At 66.3% G+C, this 22,045-nt stretch carries 21 protein-coding genes; 19 read left to right on the top strand and 2 right to left on the bottom strand.

The genetic code is table 11. From position 1 onward, the window contains the following. Nucleotides 1–262 precede the first annotated feature (262 nt). The 17 genes from ACIBW7_RS08165 to ACIBW7_RS08085 all read left to right on the top strand — a co-directional run bounded on the left by ACIBW7_RS08165 (nucleotide 263) and on the right by ACIBW7_RS08085 (nucleotide 17,789). Nucleotides 263–1,888, top strand: a complete 1,626-nt coding sequence (locus ACIBW7_RS08165; protein WP_397045282.1) for a cutinase family protein — start codon at nucleotides 263–265, stop codon at nucleotides 1,886–1,888. Between the two features lie 51 nt (nucleotides 1,889–1,939). Next, the gene (locus ACIBW7_RS08160; RefSeq protein ID WP_397045280.1) at nucleotides 1,940–2,875 is read left to right on the top strand and encodes a hypothetical protein; all 936 of its coding nucleotides are present in this window, start codon (nucleotides 1,940–1,942) and stop codon (nucleotides 2,873–2,875) included. Between the two features lie 19 nt (nucleotides 2,876–2,894). Continuing rightward, nucleotides 2,895–3,770 (top strand): MinD/ParA family protein, encoded by an 876-nt coding sequence (locus ACIBW7_RS08155; protein ID WP_397045278.1) that lies wholly within the window; start codon nucleotides 2,895–2,897, stop codon nucleotides 3,768–3,770. After that, complete coding sequence (locus ACIBW7_RS08150; protein ID WP_397045276.1) at nucleotides 3,767–4,408, top strand: DUF6668 family protein; 642 nt, start codon at nucleotides 3,767–3,769, stop codon at nucleotides 4,406–4,408. The genes ACIBW7_RS08155 and ACIBW7_RS08150 overlap by 4 nt, the downstream gene beginning before the upstream one ends. A 25-nt stretch (nucleotides 4,409–4,433) precedes the next feature. Next, nucleotides 4,434–4,730: a hypothetical protein gene (locus ACIBW7_RS08145; RefSeq protein ID WP_040692318.1), complete on the top strand. Its 297-nt coding sequence runs from the start codon at nucleotides 4,434–4,436 to the stop codon at nucleotides 4,728–4,730. Nucleotides 4,731–4,738: 8 nt separating this feature from the next. Then, a complete protein-coding gene (locus ACIBW7_RS08140; RefSeq protein WP_245567243.1) occupies nucleotides 4,739–5,014 on the top strand; it encodes a hypothetical protein in 276 nt (91 codons plus the stop codon). Nucleotides 5,015–5,037: 23 nt separating this feature from the next. Continuing rightward, nucleotides 5,038–5,691 (top strand): hypothetical protein, encoded by a 654-nt coding sequence (locus ACIBW7_RS08135; RefSeq protein ID WP_397045275.1) that lies wholly within the window; start codon nucleotides 5,038–5,040, stop codon nucleotides 5,689–5,691. 73 nt (nucleotides 5,692–5,764) lie between these two features. Continuing rightward, nucleotides 5,765–6,580: a hypothetical protein gene (locus ACIBW7_RS08130; RefSeq protein WP_397045274.1), complete on the top strand. Its 816-nt coding sequence runs from the start codon at nucleotides 5,765–5,767 to the stop codon at nucleotides 6,578–6,580. Beyond that, nucleotides 6,574–7,422, top strand: coding sequence for a hypothetical protein (locus tag ACIBW7_RS08125; RefSeq protein WP_397045272.1), 849 nt, complete (start codon nucleotides 6,574–6,576; stop codon nucleotides 7,420–7,422). Before ACIBW7_RS08130 ends, ACIBW7_RS08125 begins: the two co-directional genes overlap by 7 nt. Beyond that, nucleotides 7,416–8,900: a hypothetical protein gene (locus tag ACIBW7_RS08120; protein ID WP_397045270.1), complete on the top strand. Its 1,485-nt coding sequence runs from the start codon at nucleotides 7,416–7,418 to the stop codon at nucleotides 8,898–8,900. The genes ACIBW7_RS08125 and ACIBW7_RS08120 overlap by 7 nt, the downstream gene beginning before the upstream one ends. Before the next feature lie 2 nt (nucleotides 8,901–8,902). Further along, a complete protein-coding gene (locus ACIBW7_RS08115) occupies nucleotides 8,903–10,393 on the top strand; it encodes an SCO6880 family protein (protein ID WP_397045767.1) in 1,491 nt (496 codons plus the stop codon). 7 nt (nucleotides 10,394–10,400) lie between these two features. Then, the gene (locus ACIBW7_RS08110; protein WP_397045269.1) at nucleotides 10,401–12,704 is read left to right on the top strand and encodes a hypothetical protein; all 2,304 of its coding nucleotides are present in this window, start codon (nucleotides 10,401–10,403) and stop codon (nucleotides 12,702–12,704) included. A gap of 157 nt (nucleotides 12,705–12,861) precedes the next feature. Beyond that, entirely contained in the window at nucleotides 12,862–13,170 is a 309-nt protein-coding gene (locus ACIBW7_RS08105; RefSeq protein ID WP_397045267.1) for a transposase, read from the top strand. Nucleotides 13,171–13,210: 40 nt separating this feature from the next. After that, nucleotides 13,211–14,893, top strand: a complete 1,683-nt coding sequence (locus ACIBW7_RS08100) for a peptidoglycan DD-metalloendopeptidase family protein (protein WP_397045265.1) — start codon at nucleotides 13,211–13,213, stop codon at nucleotides 14,891–14,893. Continuing rightward, entirely contained in the window at nucleotides 14,890–15,534 is a 645-nt protein-coding gene (locus ACIBW7_RS08095; RefSeq protein ID WP_397045263.1) for a hypothetical protein, read from the top strand. The genes ACIBW7_RS08100 and ACIBW7_RS08095 overlap by 4 nt, the downstream gene beginning before the upstream one ends. Before the next feature lie 48 nt (nucleotides 15,535–15,582). Then, nucleotides 15,583–17,406, top strand: a complete 1,824-nt coding sequence (locus tag ACIBW7_RS08090; protein WP_397045261.1) for a type IV secretory system conjugative DNA transfer family protein — start codon at nucleotides 15,583–15,585, stop codon at nucleotides 17,404–17,406. Further along, nucleotides 17,403–17,789: a DUF4913 domain-containing protein gene (locus tag ACIBW7_RS08085; RefSeq protein ID WP_245567240.1), complete on the top strand. Its 387-nt coding sequence runs from the start codon at nucleotides 17,403–17,405 to the stop codon at nucleotides 17,787–17,789. Before ACIBW7_RS08090 ends, ACIBW7_RS08085 begins: the two co-directional genes overlap by 4 nt. 68 nt (nucleotides 17,790–17,857) lie before the next feature. Here ACIBW7_RS08085 and ACIBW7_RS08080 read toward each other — a convergent pair whose 3' ends face one another. Both ACIBW7_RS08080 and ACIBW7_RS08075 read right to left on the bottom strand, forming a co-directional pair. Then, the gene (locus ACIBW7_RS08080; RefSeq protein ID WP_327099979.1) at nucleotides 17,858–18,412 is read right to left on the bottom strand and encodes a hypothetical protein; all 555 of its coding nucleotides are present in this window, start codon (nucleotides 18,410–18,412) and stop codon (nucleotides 17,858–17,860) included. Between the two features lie 455 nt (nucleotides 18,413–18,867). Further along, a complete protein-coding gene (locus ACIBW7_RS08075) occupies nucleotides 18,868–19,683 on the bottom strand; it encodes a peptidylprolyl isomerase (protein ID WP_357469150.1) in 816 nt (271 codons plus the stop codon). Nucleotides 19,684–19,877: 194 nt separating this feature from the next. On the opposite strand from ACIBW7_RS08075, the gene hisS reads away from it, so the two are divergent. Continuing rightward, on the top strand, nucleotides 19,878–21,155 hold the full coding sequence (gene hisS, locus ACIBW7_RS08070) for a histidine--tRNA ligase (RefSeq protein ID WP_040692304.1): 1,278 nt from the start codon (nucleotides 19,878–19,880) through the stop codon (nucleotides 21,153–21,155). Nucleotides 21,156–21,284: 129 nt separating this feature from the next. After that, on the top strand, nucleotides 21,285–21,854 hold the full coding sequence (locus ACIBW7_RS08065; RefSeq protein WP_397045765.1) for a hypothetical protein: 570 nt from the start codon (nucleotides 21,285–21,287) through the stop codon (nucleotides 21,852–21,854). Nucleotides 21,855–22,045 lie beyond the last annotated feature (191 nt).

Here is a 22,045-nt window from a genome sequence, read left to right as displayed (position 1 = left end):
GGTTCGGCGTTCGCTGGAATGCGAAGTCCAGGTTGATGATTCGAATCACCACCGGGTCGCCGATCGGTTGCAGGGCGATTTCTGCCGTCGGAAACTTGTCGGGTAATCCCGGTTGGCACGCCATGAACTGCCATGCGCCACTCGGTGGTTCGCGCAAACTTTTCGTCGAAGCCGCAGTAAGAGCCGGAATCTGTTACGGTCTATTGCGTTTCATGGCGTTTAGGTTAGCTGCGGCAACACGAATTGATTGCGGATCGCTATGATGAGCTACACGGCACGGATCTCGGGAATGCTGATCGCATTCGCCGTTGCTGTGGCGACCGCAGGGACCGCCGTAGCGGAACCGTCCGATTCCGCGGGGCCGACGACGAACATTGCCATCGGTACGTGTCCGGCATTGTACGCCTTGGGAATTCAGGGCACAGGCGAATCGTCACCGGATGCTGCGCCGACCACCGATACCGGCATGCTCTCCACGGTCTTCATGCCGATGCTGGCCAAGGCCGACCCCGGTCTGGTCGACCGCGCTTACGTCCCATACGAATCCGGCTTCGGCGGCGCGACCGCCGGTGGCACGGTGTCGTATGCGGAGTCGGTGATCGGCGGACTGCTCCGGTTGCGCTCGATGGCCCAGGATGTCGCGGCCCGCTGCACCGAGACCCGGTTGGCGATCGTGGGCTATTCGCAAGGCGCGCATGTGGCCTCGATGTTCGCCCAGGAGGTCGGCCAGGGCCACGGCGTGATTCCGCCCGAGAAGATCGCCGCGGTCGCCTTGTTCGCCGATCCGACCCGCAATCCCGGTGCGCCGCTCTTTCCCGGCTCGCCGGGCAAGGCGACCCCGGATCCCGCGCCCGGCACCTCGGGGGACCGGATCGCATCCATCGCGGCACTGCCACAGGAGCCCGCGAGCGGCGGCGGCATCGGCCCGGAACGCGATAAGGCCCCCAATTTCGCCGCGCTCACCGGGCGTGTCGCGAGCTTCTGTGCCGCAGGCGATCTCGCGTGCGATGCGCCAGAGGGCGCGCCGATCCTGAAGGCAGTCGCCTCTATTGCGGGACAGTCCAAGTTGAGTGGTGGCGACCCGATCGCGTCATTGGTGTCGATTTCCCAGGCACTGGCGTATACGTCGATCAAGACCGCCACCAAAGTCGTCAACGAGGATGTTCAGGGCAACTCTCTCGCGAATTTGTCTATTTCACCGCAGAAGTCGATTTCGCAGCGCCTGGCCGATGCCGCCGATCCGCGCACGCCGTTGAATATTCCCGCAGCACTTCAGGCGCTGCTGAAGGTCGGCACGATCGGACTGAATTCGGTCGTGACAGTGGTCAAGTCGGTCATCAATGCGGCCAATATCAGCCAACTGGCCACCGCTGGGCTAACCGATCCGGTCTCCGGAATCCTGCTGTTCGGCACGAAATTGCTGGGCGCGATTCCGCAGTTGGTGCCGCCGACGACCGGTGTCCGATTGGTTACCCAGGCCTTCGACGCGGTTGTACAGAACATCACCGATAACAGCGAACTGCTCAATGTGACGACCTGGGTGCGGTATTGGGATACCGTGCAGCGCCACGGCGCCTACAGCACCGCGGCGGTCACCGCGACCGGTGATGCGCCCACCCGATTCGTCGCGGATTGGTTCGCCGCGGCGGCACGTGATCTTGCCGACAAATTCGGCAGCCGAGCTGCGCCTATCGGTGGCAGCACAAAATCGACCACCGGATTCTTCGGAGAAAGTTCCGGCGCGTCGACTACGCCGAATTCGTCCGGTACGGGACAATTTCCGTTCGGGACAGGAGCCGATGGCGCCTCATCCGGCGGCGCGACGTCGACTCCGCCCACCGTAGTACCCGGCACCGTAAACAACACCTACCCGTTCTCCACGAACTGATCGCAGAGAGGGTCCGATTATGCATGTGCCTCGCTCTGCGGGAATGGGGGAATGTTGAAGTCGTACAAACAGCTGTCGCGCTGGTACGGCGCGCTGGAGCCGGAGACAGGGGTAGCGGCTCCGCACCCCGACGAGCCGGGATTGCGGGAACCCGGTGACGAGGACGGTGCGCCCCGGTATCCGCACTACATTCGCGAAGAGGATCCCGACGAGATACGCGCGCGCAACGAGGTGCCTGCCGATCTGGCCTCCAATCGCAGTGAATTCACCGGTGGGTGGTCGGATTGGGTGGCTGGACGCGCCCCCGGTCCAGACGACGACTACATCGCTCCGCGCGATGGCGAACTTGTACAGTTCCCGTGGCCGGAGGACGAGGAAGACGACCACGGTCCGCGCGAGCGGTCGACTCGCGTGACGCGCGCACTGCGCCAAGAGGCGCGCGATCATCCGACCGCGCGCCGGGCCCGGGTGATCGCGGTGCTCGTCGTGGCCGTGCTGCTGTTGGCCGCGGCCGCCGCGGGCGCGGTGTTGCTCCTGCGTTCGTCCGGTGATCGGGCCGCCGCGCCGGTCGTGCCCTCGATGCAATTCACCGCGGGCAGTGTCCAATCCCGTGGCATCGCCGACTGCCCGACCGAACGCGGCGACCGCATCGTGCGCAGTGCCGAACCCGGCGGCACCGACTCCGGACCAGACGCGATCCTGGCGTTCCAATACGCCTACTACGTGGAACGCTCCGGTGAGCGGGTCCGGGCGGTGGTCGCCCCGGATTCGAATATCTCCTCGGCCACGGTGATCCAGCACGGCATCGACACCATTCCACTGGGCACCACGCACTGCGTGCGGATCCAGACGATCACCGACGACCGGTATTCGGTCGAGGTCACCGAGTACCGACCCGGCGGCGCGCCCGCCACGTACAACAAGCAGACCGTCACCACAGTGGTGGTCGACGGCCGCACGCTCATCACGGGCGTCGCGGCCGGATGAATAGGGAGAGCTGATAGCGATGGGAGACGACTGGAGCCGCTGGCTCGACGAGGCGCCCGATGCGGGTGATCCGTCGGACCGGCACGTGCCTTCGAAGGCTCCGGTGGTGCGTCTGCGGCGTAAGGGCGGAGACAGCGAATCCGCGGAACCGGCGCAGCGTTCGATTCTGGTGGTCGGTGGCTGTGGTGGTGCGGGAACCACGACCACGGCCTTGGGCTTGGCCGGTGAACTCGGTATGACGGGCACCTCGACGGTGGCGGTGGACGCTACGGCGGCGGGCAGTGATCTGGCGTTACGCGGTGCCGATGAGCACCTGCATCCGATCAGCCTGCAATCGTGGTTGTACGGACGCGGCAACGATGAACCGGCGCCGTTGAAGGAGTGTCTGTCGCAGGCGAGTTCGGGCATCGGACTGCTCTGGCGCGATGCCGCGCCACTGCGTCGGCGTGCCACATATCTCACAGTTGCGCGCGCGATCTATGACGCCGGGTACACCGCTGTCTACGACGGCGGCAATCCGATTGCCGGACGGCAGCTGCGACCATTGCTGGATGACGCGGATGTCGCTCTGGTACTTGCCATTCCGGCGCGCGCCGATGCCGCGAACCGGCTGCGGGTGACCCTGGAATGGCTCGACGACCAGTTCGGCGATTCAGCCGAGGGGCAGGGCGGCGGCATCGTCGGCGATACCACAATCGTTGTCTCACACCAGCTCCCCGGCGCGGACTCACATGTTGCCGAACATTTGCGTGAGCACCTTTCCGGATGGGTTCGTGATATCAGGGAGATTCCCTACGATCCACATCTGGCGCGCGGTGAACTCGTTCGCCACGCATCGCTGGCTTCGGAGACGCGCCGGGCTTATGGGCGGCTGCTCGCCGGAGTGGCATCATGACGGCCGCCATGAAACTTCGTCGCCAGTCCGAAGCCGCCCAGGCCGGTGTGGTCGCCCCACCGGAGTCCCGTCGCGCGCCCATTTGGGACCGTCCCGTACCCGGCGTCGGCCGGGCGCCGCTGTGGTGGCTGCTAGGTGTGCACGGCGGTGCCGGAGCCAGTAGCCTCGCGCGGGTGCTTGCGCCCGCGGCGGATTCGGGCCGCCGCTGGCCCGGCGTCTTCGACCATGAATCGCCCTTCGTCGTCCTGGTGGCTCGCGAGACCATTGCCGGACTCACTCGTGCGCATGATCTTCTGCGCCAACATCATTCGGGTTTCGCCGGCTCCTGTGAGGTCCTCGGACTGGTCACCGTCGCGGCCCGTCCCGGGCGCATGCCCGCCGAAATCCGCCGCTACCGCGATGTGGTCGGCTCCCTGGCCGGTCAGGTCTGGCAGGTCCCGTGGTACGAGGAATGGACCCTCGTCGAACCGGAGAGCCTGCCGATCTGGACCCCGGGCGACGAGATACCGCAGAAGAAGAAGAGGATCGACCCGCTCGAGGAGGTTCCGCTCGAGATCCGGGAGCTCGGGGCCGATATCGTTGCGGTCGTGCGCGAAAACCTGGACAGCAGCGCATCTTTCGACGAGGGCCACCGTTGACCATCACTACCAAGAAAGGCAGCCGATGAGCATGATTCTCCTTGCCGTGCAGGACACGTACGGCACTGTCCTGGCTCAGGTCGGTAACCCGACACCGGAGGCGCCTCCCGGCTCGGAGAAGATCCTGCAGCTGGTCCGCTACCTCACCTGGTTCGTGTTGCTCTCCGGTATCTGCGGAATCACTTACGCGGGTGGCAAATTCGCGTGGGAGAAGTGGACCGGTGGTGGGCTCGAATCGCCGAAGATGGTGGCCGGAGCCATGATCGGCGGCGTCGTCGCGACGAGCGCGGGCACCATCATGAACGCCGTCATCGGGACCTGATGTCGGCGATGGCTACCGTGCGAATGTCGGCGGCGGAACTGCTTGCCTACAAGCAGATGCCCGCCGAAGTGCTGCAACCGCTGATGCAGCTGCTGAACTGGCTGCTCTGGTTCGTACTGCTGGTGTGCCTGGCGTGGATGATCGTCTCCGCGGGCCGCCTGTGGATCGCGTTCCGGAGCGACCTGGCGATGAACGACGCATCGCACGGTGTATTGATGAGCCTGCTCGGGGCGGCTGTGGCGAGTACGGCCTCGGGGATCGCGTTGGCGTTCCTGCCGACGTGAACGGGGATGGGGACGGCCCTGGGATGATTTCCACAGTTGTGCGGGAGCAACCCGGCGTGTGGCGGCGCGGCATTCGCAAGCCCGCCGCCGGCGCGTTCGGTGCTGCCCTGCTGCTGGCGGCGGTCGGCTGCGGCGGCAGCGACGGCGATTCCGGCCCGAACCTGACGGCTGAGCCGACCCATGTGCGGTGGCAGCCGTTCCAGGGCGTGGCACTCCCGAGTGCCGACCAGGGGCCGAAGCAGGTATCCGACGGCGCCGCAACGGGTTTCGAGCATTCGCCGATCGGTGCGGCCTTGGCGGCGATCGTGCACACGGTGCGATTGTCGGTGGCCGCCGACAGTCAATGGGCCGATATCGTGCGCCAAGAGGTAGTGCCGAACAAGGCCAGAGACGAGTGGGCGGTCAACCGGGTGCAACTCTCGATCGCCGGTCCGGCCGCGCCCGAATATGCGCCGAGAGTGCTCGGATACAAGATCACCGGCTACACCGATGCGGCTTCCGCGGTCGACGTCTATACCGAATATTCGGACAACTCGAAGGCGGTGAACCACACCACTGTCGAATGGTTCGGCAACGACTGGAGATTACGACTGCCGGATCCCGACTCGACCGCCCGGCCCATCGAGGCGGTCGATGAATTGCCCACGGACATAGTGAAATTGGAGGCGCCGGCATGAGCGAGCGAAGCGAGCGAATCATGTCGCAGCGTGCTTCGCTCATGACGGAGCCGAGCGCTAGCGAGGCGGAGTCATGAGTGAGAAGGAGTCGTACGCGCGCGATCGCGTCTCCTTCGGTGTCATCGCGTCCGCTGCCGTGCTGGTGCTCATCGTGGTCGTCGGCGTATTCGTGTACGTGAGCCGGGACGATTCGGGTTCGGGTGGCGACAAGGCCGCCGTCGCGGCCAATTCCGGCGGTGAGGGCTTCGCGACCCCCGAGGTGGATATTCTCGGCAGGCGCGTCGATATCCCGAACAACCCTGCCGGACAACCACTTCCGCAGGATCCGACCCGGCAGCGCAGGCCGTCGGACGCGGACTGGCTGACCGCGGCACCCGAGGGCACCACCGCACCGCACGGTTGGCAGCGGGTCTACGGCGCCTCGGTCCCGTTCTCCACCTCCGACGGACCGACCCACATCGAAGACGGTCTGGCCGTCGGGTATTCGCACACCCCGCAGGGCGCGGTGCTCGCGGCCGCCCAGATCACCTACCGCCTCAACGCGCGCCCCGCCGATCGCGACCTCTACGTCCGCCAGGTCCGCGTCTCGGCCCAGCAGATCGCCGCCTACGACAAGGCCCTGTCCCAGGACAAACTCCCGCAACAGCAGCCGGAGAAGGTAACCAAGTATTTCGTCGCCTCCGATGCGTTCAAGGTCGAGAACTACGCGGATGATCTGGCGATCATCCAGCTGGCCACCCGTGGCCAGGTGGTCGATGGCAAGCAGCTGTGGGCGGCCCTGCGATTGGTGATGATCTGGGACGCGGGCGACTGGCGGCTGAAGCCGGCAACCTCGAACAACCCGCAGACCGAGTACGTCGAGTCGTTGAACGGGTGGACCAAATGGTGACCACGGGGCCCGGATCCGGTCCGGCAGGCAAACGTTCGCCGCTCGCGATACTGGGCGTCGGCGCATTGCTTGCCGTGGTCGTCGCGGTCGTCGTGACCGTGGTCGCGATGCGAGACAATGCCGCCGGGGGTGACCAGGTATCGAAGACCGGCACGAGTTCGGAGAATGTGCCCGGCACCGCGGCGGCCGCCGGCTTCAGCGGCTCCGACGTGGATTCGTTCGGCCATCATTTCGATATTCCGAACAGTCCTGCCGGACAACCGCTTTCGGAGTCTGTTGCGCCGCGTCAGCCCGCCGACGCCGACTGGCTGTCCGGCGCTCCGGGTGGCACAGGTCAGCAGGGTGGTTGGCAGCGGGTGTACAGCGGCCCGGTGATCCCGTTCTCGACGACCGACGGCCCGACCCGCATCGACAACGACATACCGGTGGGATTCACTCGGACCCCGCAGGGAGCCGCGCTGGCGGCCGAGCAGATCTACTGGCGCACCGTGGCACGCCCGACCGATCGGGCCCTCTGGCAGCAGCTGGTGATCCTGTCGGACCAGGAGCAGGCCGATCGCGACCGAAAGATCGCCGACGGCAAGATCCCCAATGAACTACCCGACAACATCAAACCGTTGTTGTTCGCCTCCGATGCATTCCGAATCGAAAGCTATGGTGACGATTTCGCTGTGGTACGCATCGCCCGCAAGACCCGTGATTTCCTGCACGGCGGGCGCAGTTGGGTCGCCATGAGACTGAATGTGCTCTGGCGCGATGGTGGTTGGAAACTCAAGTCGTCCACGAGTGATGCACAGCCGCTCGAGACGATCGACTCGATCGATGGGTGGACAAAATGGTGAGGCGCGTTGTCACGATCCTCGCGGTCATCTTCACTGTCATGATCGCGACACCGACGGTGGCGTACGGTCAGACCTACGGATTCGACGATACGTGCAACGAATTGCACGACACGCTCGACAACGTCGGTCTGCCCGGGTTCTCGCTCGGTGACGCCGCGTCGGCCGCGTGCAAGGCGGGCAATGCCGCCTCGCACCCGGGCAGCGCCGCGAACGCGGTCAAGGACAAGGCCTGGGATTCGACCTTCGGCAAGGTAGTCGATTCGCTGATGAACGGTCTCGGCGAGGCGATCATCCTCGCGCTGACCTTCTGGATGAAGGTCCCGAACGAGGCGGCCAGCGATTCGGGTTCGTTGTTCGTCAAGATCAACGACTACACCTATCAAGCGCAGATATTGCTGCTCATAGCCTCGGTGATATTGTCCGGCGCCAGATTGGCCGAGGCCAGACGCGGCGCCGTCATGAATGAGGCGGCCGAATCGTTCCGCATGTTCACTCGGGTGGTTTTCAGTTCCTGGATGCTCGGCGCCGTCATCGTCGCGGGCACCCAGGCCTCGGATCGCTTCTCCGAGTGGATCATCAATGATTCGACCAATGGCAATGCCAAGGATCTGGCCGAGCTGATGGTGAAAACCAGTAAGCTGCAGGCATTCTCGCCAGGTCTGGTGTTGATCATCGCGATCGTCGGACTGCTCGGCGCGCTGGCACAGATTGTGCTCGCCATCGTGCGTCAGGGTCTGCTGATCATCGCGGCGGGTGTGCTGCCATTGGCCGCGGCCGCATCCGGGATGAATATCGGCAAACAGTCGTATCAGAAGCTGATCGGCTGGATCATCGCGTTCATGCTCTGGAAGCCGGTGGCCGCCATCGTCTACATGATCGCGTTCACCACGGCGGGCCATGTGGATTCGCTGACCGATACCGGCGGACTGCCCGAAGGTGAACAGGCACAACGGATGTTGGTCGCCATCGTGCTGCTGTGCAGTGTCGCGTTCGTGCTGCCCGCGCTGATGCGGTTGGTCACGCCCGCGGTCGCGATCGTGGGTAGCGGTGGTTCCGGTCTCACCGCGGCCGGCGGAACCTTGCTCGCGGTGGGCGCTTTGGGTGCGATGGGCACCAAGGCCGTCGCGACGAAGACCGCCGCGCCGGGATCGGCGGGTTACGTCAGCGGTACCTCCACCGGTCCGCGTCCACCGGGTGGTGCGGGCGGTCCGCGCGGCGGCGGCGGCGCGCCGCGCCCGGCCCCGCCACGCGGCGGCGGTGGCGGCGGCGGAGCAGCGGCGGGCGGACCTCCGCGCGCCTCCGCCCCGCAGGGCGGCGCGGGAGTACCGTCCGGTGCGTCGAGGGCGGCGGGTGCGATCGGCGTGGCCCGCGCGGCGACCGCGCCGCTGAATCGAGCCGATGAAGCCATGGGTGATGTGGCGGGCGACCGCTGGGCGAACCGTTCGCCCGACCTCGGGAGGAGCACCATTCCGCGATGACGATGACGACGAGCGATACCTACGAGCGCCGCTCGTACGGGCTGTGGCAGAAGCCGCGCAGCGCAGGTCTTTTCGGTCTGCGCTGGGAAGAGACCGTCATCGGCTTCGTCGTCGTGATCACGGCCCTGATCTGCGCCATGGTCGGCGGTTTCAAGTGGGGTCTGATCGTGGGCGGCACCGGCGTTGTCGTGATGGTTCCACTGGTGTGGCGGACCGGGGGCCGCTCAGGATACGAGAACGGATTGATGATGTTCAACTGGATGCGCTCCCGCAACCGCGGTGAGCATGTGTATCGAGGCGGCCGGTTCTCGCGGATTCCGGGCGGTGTCACACGGCTACCCGGTCTGCTCGCGCCCTCGAAGCTCTACGAGGGCATCGACGCGGGCGGTTACAGCTTCGGCATGATCCACCTACCGCAATTCGCCCAGTACACAGTGGTTTTGCGGGCCTGGCCGCAGGGGCACGAGGCGGTGGACCAGCCGGTGATCGATCGCTGGGTCTCGGCCTGGGGTACGTTTCTCGCCTCGGTCGGCCAGACCAGTGACATCGTCGCGGTCGTCCCGGTGATCGATACCGTGCCCGAGACGGGTAACCGGCTGCTCACCGAGGTCTCCACCATCACCCGTCCGGAAGCGCCGGAGCTGGCGCAGCAGGTGATGTACGAACTCGCCACCGAGTTGCCGCAGGAACGGGTGCAGCTGCTGCCGCGCGTTGCGATCACCTTCAAGGCGACCACCGCCGAGCGCCGCAGGAATCCGGCCGAGGAGGCCGTCGAGATCGGGCGCAGGCTCCCCGGAATCTGTGCCGCGCTGGCCGAGGCTGGTGTGCGCGCTCAGCCGATGTCGGCCGATGAGGTCATCTCGTTCATCCGGCGCAGCTACGATCCTGCCTCGCAGGCCGATCTCGAGGTCGCCGCGGGCGAACCCGAAGGGCACGGACTGGATTGGGCCGATGCCGGACCGGTTTCGCACGACGAGAAGTGGGATCATCTGGTGCACGACGGTGGCCGTTCGGTCACCTGGGAGATGGACGCGGCGCCCGAGGGCGCGGTGGACGAGCGGGTGCTGCAGCGGCTGCTCGCGCCGAATCCCGAAGTGCCGCGCAAGCGCATTGCCATCGTGTACCGTCCGCATTCGGCCGCCGACGCCGCCGAAATCGTCGATGACGATTTCAAGAACGCGCTGGTGGCCCAGCAGAGTGAACGCGGTGTCGTCTCGGCGGCCGCGACCCTGCGGGTGGGCGCCACCCAGCAGGCCCGTGAGGAACAAGCCCGGGGTCACGGTGTGACCCGCTTCGGTGCGCTGGTGACCATCACCGAGCCCCTGCGCGGTGATCTGCCGCGCATCGAAGCCATTACCCGCGACCTGTCCACGCAGGCGCGGTTGAAGATCCGGCGGTGCTACCGCTACCAGGCGGCGGCCTTCGCGGCCTCGCTCGGTTGCGGGGTGATCCTGCCGGAACACGCGACAATTCCGAAAGCCTTGGCGGGGTGAGCATTACATGGCACGTGAGTACGAGCCACCCGTGCGCGAACGGGACGAGGTGCCGGTGCGGCGTAAGCGGCGTCCCGAGGACGCGGCGTGGGAGCGGCCCGCGGACGAACGCGCTCAGCGGCCCACCGGGGGCCGGGTCGAGCGCTCGGGCATCGAGGAGATGCCCGAGCGGGATCGGCGGGCCGCGCGGGGCCCGGCGGGGGTGAGTGGCGGCGAGCGGACCGGCGTCGGCGAAACGTCCGATCGGGAGCGGCGACCGTCGCGCGATGCGGCCGAGCGACGGGCGCGACCCGGCTCCGCAGCCACGGACGGTGGCCGTGCCGATCGGCCGCATCCGGACCGTGGCCGCAGCAGGCCCGAAAACGGCCGCGGTGAACGGACTTCGACCGAGCGCGGACGTCCCGACGGCGCCCGGACCGCTCGCCCGCGCGATGGCGCACCGCAACGACCGGCACGGGGGGAACGCGTGGCACGACCGGAACGCAATGGCTCGCGGACGAGTCGCGAGGCACAGCGCGCGGCCAAGATCGACTACACCGCAGACCGCGCCATGGGCACCCCGCAGATGGACAAGGCCGCCCGTCGCGCAAAGGCGAGGTCGGACAAGCGCAAACAGTCCGGTCCGCCGCTGCTCGACGATGCGACCAGGGCCAAACTCGAGCAGATCAGCCGTGAGGGCACCGGCCTGCGGGCGGCCTTCGCGACCTTCCGGATCCGCACCGACGATATCCGCCGCCGCAATTACGCGGCCCGCGCCGAACAGGTCTTCGAAGACGGATTCGACCGCAGCACAGCCCAACTCACCGATCGCGGCTATATGGGTCCCGGTGGCGGCCGGATGAACGTCGTGGGCCGCCCGGTCGAGTATCGGGCCACCACCGCCCAGGTGGCGGGTCTGTGGCCGTGGTCGGTCGGCGCGGGTGCGCCGTTGATCGGCACCCCGCTCGGTTCGCATCTGCATACCGGCGCCCCGGTCTGCTTCGACCCGATGAACTGGTTCCTGCGCGGCAGCTTCATCACCGCGCCCAGCCTTTTCGTCCTGGGGCTCAACGGTTTCGGTAAGTCCTCGCTGGTGCGCCGGATCGTGCTCGGCGGTATCGCGCAAGGCATCACCCCGCTGATCCTGGCCGACGTGAAACCGGACTACCGCAAGTTGGTCGAACTGGTCGGTGGCCAGGTGATCGACCTCGGTTACGGCCACGGCAAGCTCAACCCGCTCGCCGCCGGTGTGCTCGGTTCGGTCGTGCCGATGCTGGACGAGTTTCCGGCACTGCAACTTCAGGTGCTGCAGGATCTGCGCGCCCGCCAGGTCACGCTCATCGCCGGTCTGGTCGAGCTCGTACGTGGTGCGCGGGTGCGCGACTACGAGGAAACGCTGATCGCCACCGCACTGCGCATCCTTTACCGACCGGGCAGCGGCTATACGCCCGACCAACCGCCCATCATGGAGAACCTGCTCGAGGTGATCGTCGCCGGCGGTGACGAATTGCAGCTCGACGCCGGCGCGGACGATCCGAACGAATACCAGGTCGCCATCAAGGGCCTGCGCCGCTCGCTGCGCGCCCTGACCCAGGGCCCGTTCGGCGCGATCTTCAACGGGCAGACCACCGTTCCGATCGATACCAGCGCGGTCGCGGTCTGCATCGACGTATCCCATATCCCCACCGGCGATAAGAAGCTCAAGGCCGCGGTGATGCTAGCCTGCTGGGCCGACGGTTTCGCCTCGGTGGAGGCCGCGCATGTGCTCGCCGACGCGAAACTCGGCCCGCAGCGCTATTTCCAGGTAGTGATGGACGAGCTGTGGCAGGTGCTCGGCCTCGGCGACTTCATGGTCGATCGGGTCGATGAGCTGACCCGGCTGCAGCGCACCATCGCCACCGCGCTGATCATGATCAGCCACACCATCAAGGACCTGCAAGCACTGGGATCGGAAGCCGCCATCGCGAAGGCACTGGGCTTCCTCGAACGCGCGCGCGCCAAGATATTCGGTGCGCTGCCCGGCGAGGAGATCAAGCGCCTGGACAGCGTGGTTCCGTTCACATCCGCCGAGGAGGAGATGGTGACCGGATGGTCCGCACCGCAAGCGTTGACGGGCGAGGCGCTCAAGCCTGGTCAGCTGCGCCCCTCGCCGCCGGGTACCGGCAAGTTCCTACTGAAGATCGGTGAGGATCGCCGCCCCGGCATCCCGTTCCATATGGAATTCACCTTGTCCGAGAAGGAGAGTGGGATCCACGAAACCAACCAGCGCTTCTCCGAGTTCACCGAGTCGACTTCGCGTGGTGGCGATTCCCCCAGTGGGAGTGCCGCATGAGGGGGCTCGCGCCGCTTGCGACTGCTCGCAGGTCGCTCGAGACAACACCGCTTGCGACTGCTTGCAGGTCGCTCGAGACAACACCGCTTGCGACTGCTTGCAGGTCGCTCGAAACAACACAGCTTTCGAGAGCGGCTGGCTGTGGGAGGTGGGGCGCATGATGCCGCACCGGTCCTATCGGAGAGTGTCGCCGGAAGTGCGCAAGGCCGCGGTCGAGCAGGTGATCGCACTTACCGGCAAACTACGCAGCGAATCGGAGGCCTGCCGGCTGGTCGCCGAGCAGATCGGCGTGCACACCAACTCGGTGCGCAACTGGGTGCGCGCCGCCGAGGGACCCAGTCTGGAGCGCTTGGACGCGACGGCGCTGCGCCGCAAAGTCGCCCTGCTCCAACAACAATTGGCCGCCGCCGCGGAGATGAACCGCACCCTGGCCGACACCCTCAACGAATCTCGGCGGCAAACGTGATGGGTTCGGTCCGCGGTCGTTCGGCACTGCCGGGGATGCGGTGACCGGGCGGACCCTCCTGTACCTGGCGCTGGTAAGCGTGCTCGGGCTGATGACCCTGGTGGTTGTCATCGTCATGCCCGCCGTGGACGACGCCTGCGAGGGCACTTCGGTGCTCGTATCGTCGACTGTGCTGGCGCCGCTCGGCGGATACGCGCCGGGTAATTCCCGCGTCGCGGGCACCCCCACTCCCACGAGTACGACCGGCAATCCGACTGCCACCCAAGCCCGTTCGACCGCGACGGGTGCGCCGTCGCTGGCCGCGGGCGTCGGCCCGATCCGCCGGACGCTGCCGCTGGCCGCAGGTACCTTCACCGTGTCGGACGTATTCGGCGCGCGCGGCGGCACCCATAAGGGCGTCGACTTCGCCGCGGCCGACGGCACTACCATCTACTCGGTGTCCGATGGACGTGTCGTAGCGGCCGGTCCCGCTTCGGGTTTCGGCAACTGGATCGTCGTCGATTCCGTCGACACCAACGGCCGCGCGTATTCCGCGGTGTACGGCCATATGTGGGACAGCGGCGTGCACGTGCACGTCGGCGATACCGTCGTCGCCGGTCAGCCCATCGCGCAGGTCGGCTCGGCGGGTGAATCCAGCGGCCCGCACCTGCATTTCGAGATCGTGCCGGGCGGACGCTTCACCGGTGGTCGGCAAATCGACCCGGTGCCCTGGCTCGATGGCGCACCGACCCCGGATGTCGGTGGCGCGCAGGCCTTCTCGTCCGATCCGCGCTGCAGCCGTGGCTTCGGCACCGCGGGTGGTGCGCTGGCGGCAGGCAAGGTGCCGCAGGAACTCGAAATCTGGTATCGCCGTGCGGGTTCCATCTGCCCGCAGATCACGCCGTCGCTGCTGGCCGCACAGGGCAGGCAGGAGTCCGGCTTCCGGCGCGGCGCCTCCTCGCCTGCGGGCGCGCAGGGTCTGGCCCAGTTCCTGCCCGGCACCGCGGCCAGTATTGATCCCGATGACGGTCAGCCCTATGTCATCGATGCCGACGGCAACGGCGTCGCGAGCGTTTGGGACGACGCCGATGCGATCATCGGTCAAGGCCGCTATATGTGCGCGCTCGCGCGCAAGATCACGGCGTGGGAGTCCGCGGGTCGCGTGCAGGGCGATGTCGTCGCACTGACCCTGGCCGCCTACAACGCCGGTGAGGGCGCGGTGCTCGCCTCCGGCGGTATGCCGAACCAGGTGGCCGCGCACTATGCCGAAACCCAGCCGTATGTCGCGAATATCCTTGCGATGGAACCGCAATACCGCGCGCAGGGTTCCAATGGCCGCTTCACTCCGCAGGAGGGTGCGGGCGGCGTTCAGGTCGTCCAGGCGGCGCAGCAATGGCTCGGTACGCCGTACGTCTGGGGTGGTGGCGGTCCGCAGGGACCGAGCGGTGGCGGTATGGATGGTCCCGGCCTCACTTCGGCCGCGGTGTTCGCGGCATCGTCGGGCACGGTGACCTTGCCGCGGACCGCCGAGCAGCAGTGGGAGGCGGGGGTCGAGGTGCCGCTCAGCAAGCTGCAACCGGGAGATCTGGTGTTCAGCTCATTCGGCCCGCGCGGCCCCGCCGAGGTCGGAATCTATTCCGGCAACAGTCGAATGATCCAATCCGTGCCCGCCGCATACGGGCATTCCAGTGGCGTGACCGAGGTCGCGGTGCCGGGTGACGGCCGCGGGAGGAGGGTGCTGTGACGACAACCGATACCGCGGCGGGTGAACACGCCGGAGCACCCGCGGCGAATGGACCGCACAAGTGTCGGTCCCGGCGGCTAGCCTTGAATGACAATGCACGCGCGAAACTGGTGGTGATGCTGGTGGTGAGCGTCGCGATGTCGGGTGCGGGGTGCGCCAGCTCGGATCGGGAGTCGGGTTCCGGTGCGCCGCAGCCGCCCACGTCTACGACCCGATTGCTGGAGGGGGTGCCCGCACCCGATCCGGTGACGCCCGACGGCGTCGCGGTGGCCGCGCTGAAGGAGATCTACTCCTGGCAGCCCGCCACCGAGGCTCAAGGTGCTTCGCTGTTGCGCGCGCGGAAATGGTTGGGGCCCAGCCTGATCCGCATGCTGGACAGCACGCCGACCGCGATCGAGACACCGAAGGCGACGCTGCAGTGGGCGGACTGGGCCAAGGCGCAGGCACATATCGAAGCCTTCGCCTTCGCAGCGGGGGAGCGCCCGCCCGCGAGCGCCGATCCGAACGTTCAACAGTTCAAGATCGGGATCGAGCAAACGGTCGTCTACCCGAACGGGCGCAAGGAATCCCTGCCGCCCGCAACGGTGATCGCGACCGTGGTGCGCACATCGGACGGTTGGCGTCTCGACGCGTTCCGCTGAACCCGCACCAGCGACAACCACATAGCTAGGTCCTAACAGGAGGCAGACATGGCGAAAAAGAAGAAGGTGCAGGATCCGGCCGTGGTCGGACCCGATATCACCCTCTACATGATCTACGCCGGTTTCGCGACTCTCGGAACCCTGTGGATCGCCCTGCATCTCGGCAACGCGATGGCTGTCACCCCGCAGGATGTTCCGATCAACCCGATCGCGATCGTCGCCGATCTGATCAAGGGCAAATTGCACTGGCCGCGCGCTTCCACGGTGATCGTGCTGCTCGTCATCGGGGTGATCGTGGCCTATGTGGTGGTGCGCAAGCAGCTTGCCGCACGTCGGTCGGTCGGTCGGCTTTCCGTGGACGACAAGGCCGATGTGATGGGTAGTGGCAGCGCCATCAAATCGCTGACCGAGGCCGGAGTGCGGTCGAAGGCCGAAATGCTCGGCGTCCGGCTCGGCTACAACGACAGCCCGGGCGTGCCGATCGGTGTCGGTATTGCCGATGGGGTGATGCTCTACGGCTCCTATGAGGATCTGCACCTGGACATCTGGGGTCCGCGCCAGGGCAAATCGACCTCGCGGGTGATTCCGGCCATCCTGACCGCGATCGGACCGGTGCTGTCCACCTCGAATAAGCGGGACGTGGTCGATGCGACCCGAGATGTGCGCGAGGGCAAGGGAAGTCGCACCTTCGTCTTCGATCCGCAGGGCGTCGCGGGAGAGGAGCCGACCTGGTTCTGGGATCCGCTTGCCTGGGTGGACGCACATCATGACGGTGCGGAGATGCGGGCCGCGCGGCTGGCCGGACATTTCGCCGATGCGGACAGCGGTTCCGATGCCAAGGGGGATGTGTTCTTCGACCCGGAGGCCGAGGATCTGCTCGCCGGGCTGTTCCTGGCGGCCGCGCTCGGTGGTCGCCCGATCGTCCAGGTCTGGGACTGGGTGACCAATCCCAACGACTCCGAACCCATCGAGCTGCTGCGCAATTCGAGTAAGCACTACACGGCTTCGGGCCTCGCGATGCAGTACAACGCCGACCCGCGCACCAAGAGCGGCATTTTCGGCACCGCGAAGAAGATGATCCGCTGCCTGCAGCTGTCCAATGTGCACCCGTGGATCCTGCCGGGCGACAACCGCATGCAGTTCGACGAACTCGAATTCATCGAGAACAACGGCACGCTCTACAGCCTCTCGCTCGAGGGCCGCGGTTCGGCGGCGCCGCTGGTCAGTGCGCTCACCGAGGCCGTGGTCGATGTGGCCATGCGCAAGGCCACCCACTCGCCCGGCGGACGGTTGCCGATTCCGATGCTCGCGGTCCTGGACGAGGCGGCGAATGTGGTGCGCTGGAAGGACTTGCCCAAGCAGTACAGTCACTTCGGTTCACGCGGCATCGTGGTGATGACGGTGCTGCAGTCCTGGGCCCAGGGTGCGCGCTGCTGGGGTGATGACGGCATGCTGGCGCTGTGGTCGGCGGCCAATATCAAGGTGCTCGGTCCAGGCGTCGACGATATGAACTTCCTGCGCGACCGCTCCGAGGCGATCGGCGAATACGACGCGATCTCGTCCTCGGTCTCGGAATCCAAAGGCGGCAAGAGCTATTCGCGTTCACTCGGTTCGTCCAAGACATTCACCGTGAACGCGCTGGCGACCCTGCCACAGGGCCGCGCGATCGTCTTCACCTCCGGCCAGCCCGCGGTGCTCGTGCGTACTGTGCCCTGGTGGGAGGGCGACTACGCTGACGACGTGAAGAAGTCGATCTCGCACCATCTTCCGGGGCGTAAGACCGAGATCGCCGACCTGTTCGGCTCGCCCAACCTGACCAAGCCTGCTCCGCCACCTGAATACGGTCAAATCGAGGAGGTTCGGCCGCTGTGACAGAACAGCAGCAACAGCCCATGATCTACAGCAATGTGGTGGACTTCGTCGAGAACTACCTCGGCTTGGTGTACCGGCGTCAGGTCACCGACATCAGTGAAACGGTGTGGTGCCCGGAGTGGTGGAAGCACGCCGAGGCGGTGGCGCGACTAGATGCGCTCTGGCGCGCATGGGAGCATTACCGACTCGAGCCGAGCACCGGGTTGAGCATCTGGTTCCTCGACCACGCGGATCCGCACATGACGAAACTCTTCGATCCCCGTGGACCGTTCAAGTACTGCAGTGTTCGCAACGGCCACAAGGACATGCTGAGCCCACTGCCGCTGAAGTCTCCCACCCAGGGGCTCTTCGGCGATCCGACCATCGGCGATTTCCGCGTCTGACGAGCCGAAAAAGTCGAAACGCCCGCTGACTTCAGCGGGCGTTTTCGATTTCCGGCGTCGGGATCCAGTTACTGTCGGACGCGTTCCAAACCGCGCGCGTCCTGTTCCCGACCTCGTGCGCCGGCCGCGCGGGCAGCTTCGTCGCGAATGCGTACGGCCTCTTCGGGCGGTTGTCCCTGACCTACTTCGATGAGCATCCGCACCGCCGCGAGTTCCGGTGCGATACCGATCCGGGCGAGATGCGCCGCGATCGCCATCCGACGTTCCTGGGAATCGTAGCGAACGAGCGGTTTGGATTGAGCCGATGCGGTCGCGGCCATCCGGCTGGCCTCGGCCTGTGCGGAGAAACGATCCTTCTCCAATGAAATGCCCTGGGCGGGAACCGATTTCTCGACCATCCGGGCCAGTTCGAGATTGCGTGGGTCCTTCGCCTTGGCGTCGCGGGCCTCACGGATCTGCAGTTCCCGGGCCTCCTTGATGCGGGCCTCGGTGACCTTGACGCGGGCTTCGGCTTCCTTCTGACCACGCTCGCGGGTCCGCAGTGCGACAAGGGTCGCAAGCTGCAATGCGGTCTTCATCATGGCCGCGGTTTCCCGGCCGATGTCGTCCAGTTCCTCGGACATGGCTGCTCCCCGATGCTGCAGTGATCACTATGGATGTTGTGGTGCTTCGTCACGGACGCCGCCACGTCGAACTGTAGTCCGCCGCGCCGGTGCCCCGCCTGCAAACGTGGACACCCAGAGAACTTGTCGCGTGGCATTCCCGGTTGGGGATCGTCCGGTCAGGGATGACTACGCTACGCGTTCTCCTTTATTCGAGATTACCCGAGAAAACCCGGCGCCAACCGTGTGGGCGTGCCGCTTAACAGCATATATCGCACAATTCCGGCGGGTAGGGGAAAGCTTCGGAGGATCTCCGGTTTTAGCACACCCTAACCGAACGATTAGGGTCGCCTACCCTGGCTTGCTCGGAGGCGGCTCGGGCCCGCTGCTCATTGTGCGCAGCGGGTCCGAACGAAGCGAGTATTCGGATCGGGCGTGTCGTAGCGACTGCTTGCGGGTCGCTCGAAAGGGCCGGCTCAGTCGATGCGTACCGACTGGATGGTGACGGGGAGGTTGGGCTTGCCGTCGCCCTGGCCGTTGGAGTTGTCCTGACCGCCGGCGGCGATCTTGTCCAGCGTGCCCATGCTGTCCGGATCGACGGTGCCGAAGATGGTGTAGTTCGGCGGCAGTTGCGAATCGCCGTAGACGATGAAGAACTGACTGCCATTGGTCCCGCCGCCGGTGACGGGATCCGGTCCCGCGTTGGCCATGGCCAGGGTGCCGCGCTTGTAGTCCATGGGCTGCTGCAATGCGGGGTCGGCGGGGTTGTACCGATTGGTCGGGTATTCGTTGTCGAACTGGTAGCCGGGACCGCCGGTGCCGGTGCCGGTCGGGTCGCCGCACTGCAGCACCTTCAGGCCCTCGTCCGCGGTCATGCGGTGGCAAATGGTGTTGTCGAAGTAGCCCTGACCGGCCAGGCTCGCGAAGCTGTTGACGGTGCACGGCGCCTTGGCATTGTCCAGGGTGAGGCCGATGGGGCCCTGCGTGGTATCCATGCTGACGCTGAGACTCGCATTGTCGCCGGTGTTCTCGATGCCGCTGGTGTGCGGCTTGTTCACCTGCTTATCCGCGGGCTTCTGACTGTCGCGGTAGTCGCAGCTGATGGCCGCGGGCTTATCGTCACTCTTGGTCAGGAAGTAGACACCGACGGCCGCCGCCGCCACGACCACCACGCCGAGCGCCGATCCGGCGATCATGAGTCGCTTGCGCTTGCGCGCCCGATCGGCCCGGTTGGCCAGCTGGCGCTCCAGCTTGCGTTTCGCCGCTGCCCGTCGCTGTTCGTTGCTCGGCACTACCACGTTCCTCCCGTATCCGTTACGTACGGCACAGGATTGTGCCATCTATTCCTGAGACTGCTCAGCAGGCCATTTCGACCAGTCGTGACGCCGTATGAACGAGCTGACCCTTTCGAGCGACCTGCAAGCAGTCGCTAGCGGTGGCAAACCGGTTGGACTTGACGGGCCGTAGTGGTGGAAACTGGACCATCGTGACCAAGACCAGCAGCTTCTCCGCCCCGAAGGGGGTTCCGGATTACGTGCCACCCGGTTCGGCCGAGTTCGTCGCGGTGCGCGACGGCTTGATCCGTGCCGCCCGACTCGCCGGGTACGGGCATGTGGAGCTGCCGATCTTCGAGGACACCGCCTTGTTCGCGCGGGGCGTCGGTGAATCCACCGATGTGGTCACCAAGGAGATGTACACCTTCGCCGACCGCGGCGAGCGCAGTGTCACGCTGCGGCCGGAGGGCACGGCGGGTGTCATGCGTGCGGTCATCGAACACGGGCTCGACCGGGGGCAATTGCCGGTGAAGCTGGTGTACTCGGGTCCGTTCTTCCGGTATGAGCGCCCGCAGGCCGGTCGGTACCGGCAGCTGCAGCAGGTCGGCGTCGAGGCGATCGGTATCGATGATCCGGCGCTGGATGCCGAGGTGATCGCGATCGCGGACGCCGGATATCGCGAACTCGGGTTGGATGGCTTCCGACTGGAGATCACCTCGCTCGGTGACGAGACCTGTCGCCCGCAGTATCGAGAGCTGTTGCAGGAGTTCCTGTTCGGGCTGCCGCTGGACGAGGAGACCAAACGGCGGGCGCAGTTGAATCCGCTGCGGGTGCTCGACGACAAGCGGCCCGAGGTGCGCGAGATGACCGCGAACGCGCCGCTGATGATCGATCACCTGTCGGAGTCGGCGAAGACGCACTTCGAGCAGGTGCTCGGGTATCTCGACGCGCTCGGCGTGCCCTACGTGGTGAATCCGCGGATGGTGCGCGGTCTGGATTACTACACGAAGACGACCTTCGAATTCGTGCACGACGGTCTCGGGGCGCAGTCGGGTATCGGCGGCGGCGGGCGCTACGACGGGCTCATGGCCGAACTGGGCGGACAACCGCTGTCCGGCATCGGATTCGGGCTCGGTGTGGACCGCACCATTCTGGCGCTACAGGCCGAGGGCAAGTCGGCGGGCGATCCGGCGCGGTGCGAGGTCTACGGCGTATCACTCGGCGATGCGGCCAAGCAGCGGTTGGTCGTGCTCGCGGCACAGTTGCGGGCGGCGGGCATTCGGGTCGATCTGGCCTACGGCGGTCGAAGCGTCAAGGGGTCGCTGAAGGCCGCGGATAAGTCCGGCGCCAAATTCACCCTGGTCCTCGGTGACCGTGATCTGGCCGAGAACACCATCGGCCTGAAGGATATGGCCACCGGTGAACAGCGTCAGATCCCACTGGACGAGACGGTGGCCGCCGTCGCGACGGCTTTGCGCTCGGGCGAGTAGTACGGTGCCGGGGTACACCCGCACCACGACGAATGGGCTGCCGTGCCTGTAGAACCCACGAATCCCGGTGCAGCCCAACCGGTTCCGTCGGTCGGACTCGATCTCGTCGCGCCCGAGACCTACGCACCCATGCTGCGGCGACTCGCCCTCGCCGCGGTAGGGGTGGGTATCGGTGCCGCATTGCTCGCGGCGCTGCTGGTGCCGTGGTCGATCGCGATCGCGATCGGTCTCGTCGTCGGTGCCCCCACCGTCGCCTACGCCATCGCGCTGCGCCGTCGGCGGATGTGGTTGGCCGGGACCACGATTCACGCGCGGCGGGTAATCGGGGAGCGTGAGGTCGATATCGCGGCCGCCAACGGCGTCGAGATCCTCGTCTTCCCGGCCCGTTTGAGCCGCATCGTCCTGCGGGTGACCGCAGGCGTCGAGTCGCAGGTCGTGCCGCTCGCGATGTACACCGATGCGGGCAGCGGTCGCGAACTCCACCTGCTCGGCCTCCGCGCACTGGCCGACGCACTGGCCGCCAGTGACCTCGCCGCGGCCGTAGCGGTATCGACCATGCTCGTCCACCAACTGCGCGCAGAGGCCCGAGATGCCGGCCTGGAGGAGCGGCCGCTGTACCGTGCTGTTCGCCTGGCTCGGGCGAAGGACTATGTGTCGCCGATCGTCCTGACCGATCATGAAGTCGCGCGACTGTGTTGATGCGCGAGTTGAGTTGTGCGACACGTGAATCGGCGCGCCATGCGAGGGTGTATGCGACGCGCGGTTGCGTCATGCGCTGAACAGCGCGCACTCCGTCGGATTTCGCGCCCGTTGCGGGTGCTTGTCGTTAGCTGGGGCGGTTGGATGGGTGTGGCGGGTTGATTGTCGTGTAGCTCACCACGGGGGTTCGG

This window comes from Nocardia sp. NPDC049526, from assembly GCF_044465765.1.
Taxonomy (GTDB): domain Bacteria; phylum Actinomycetota; class Actinomycetes; order Mycobacteriales; family Mycobacteriaceae; genus Nocardia.
Note: the sequence above shows the minus strand (reverse complement) of the source record. Positions and strands in the feature narration are given on the sequence as shown.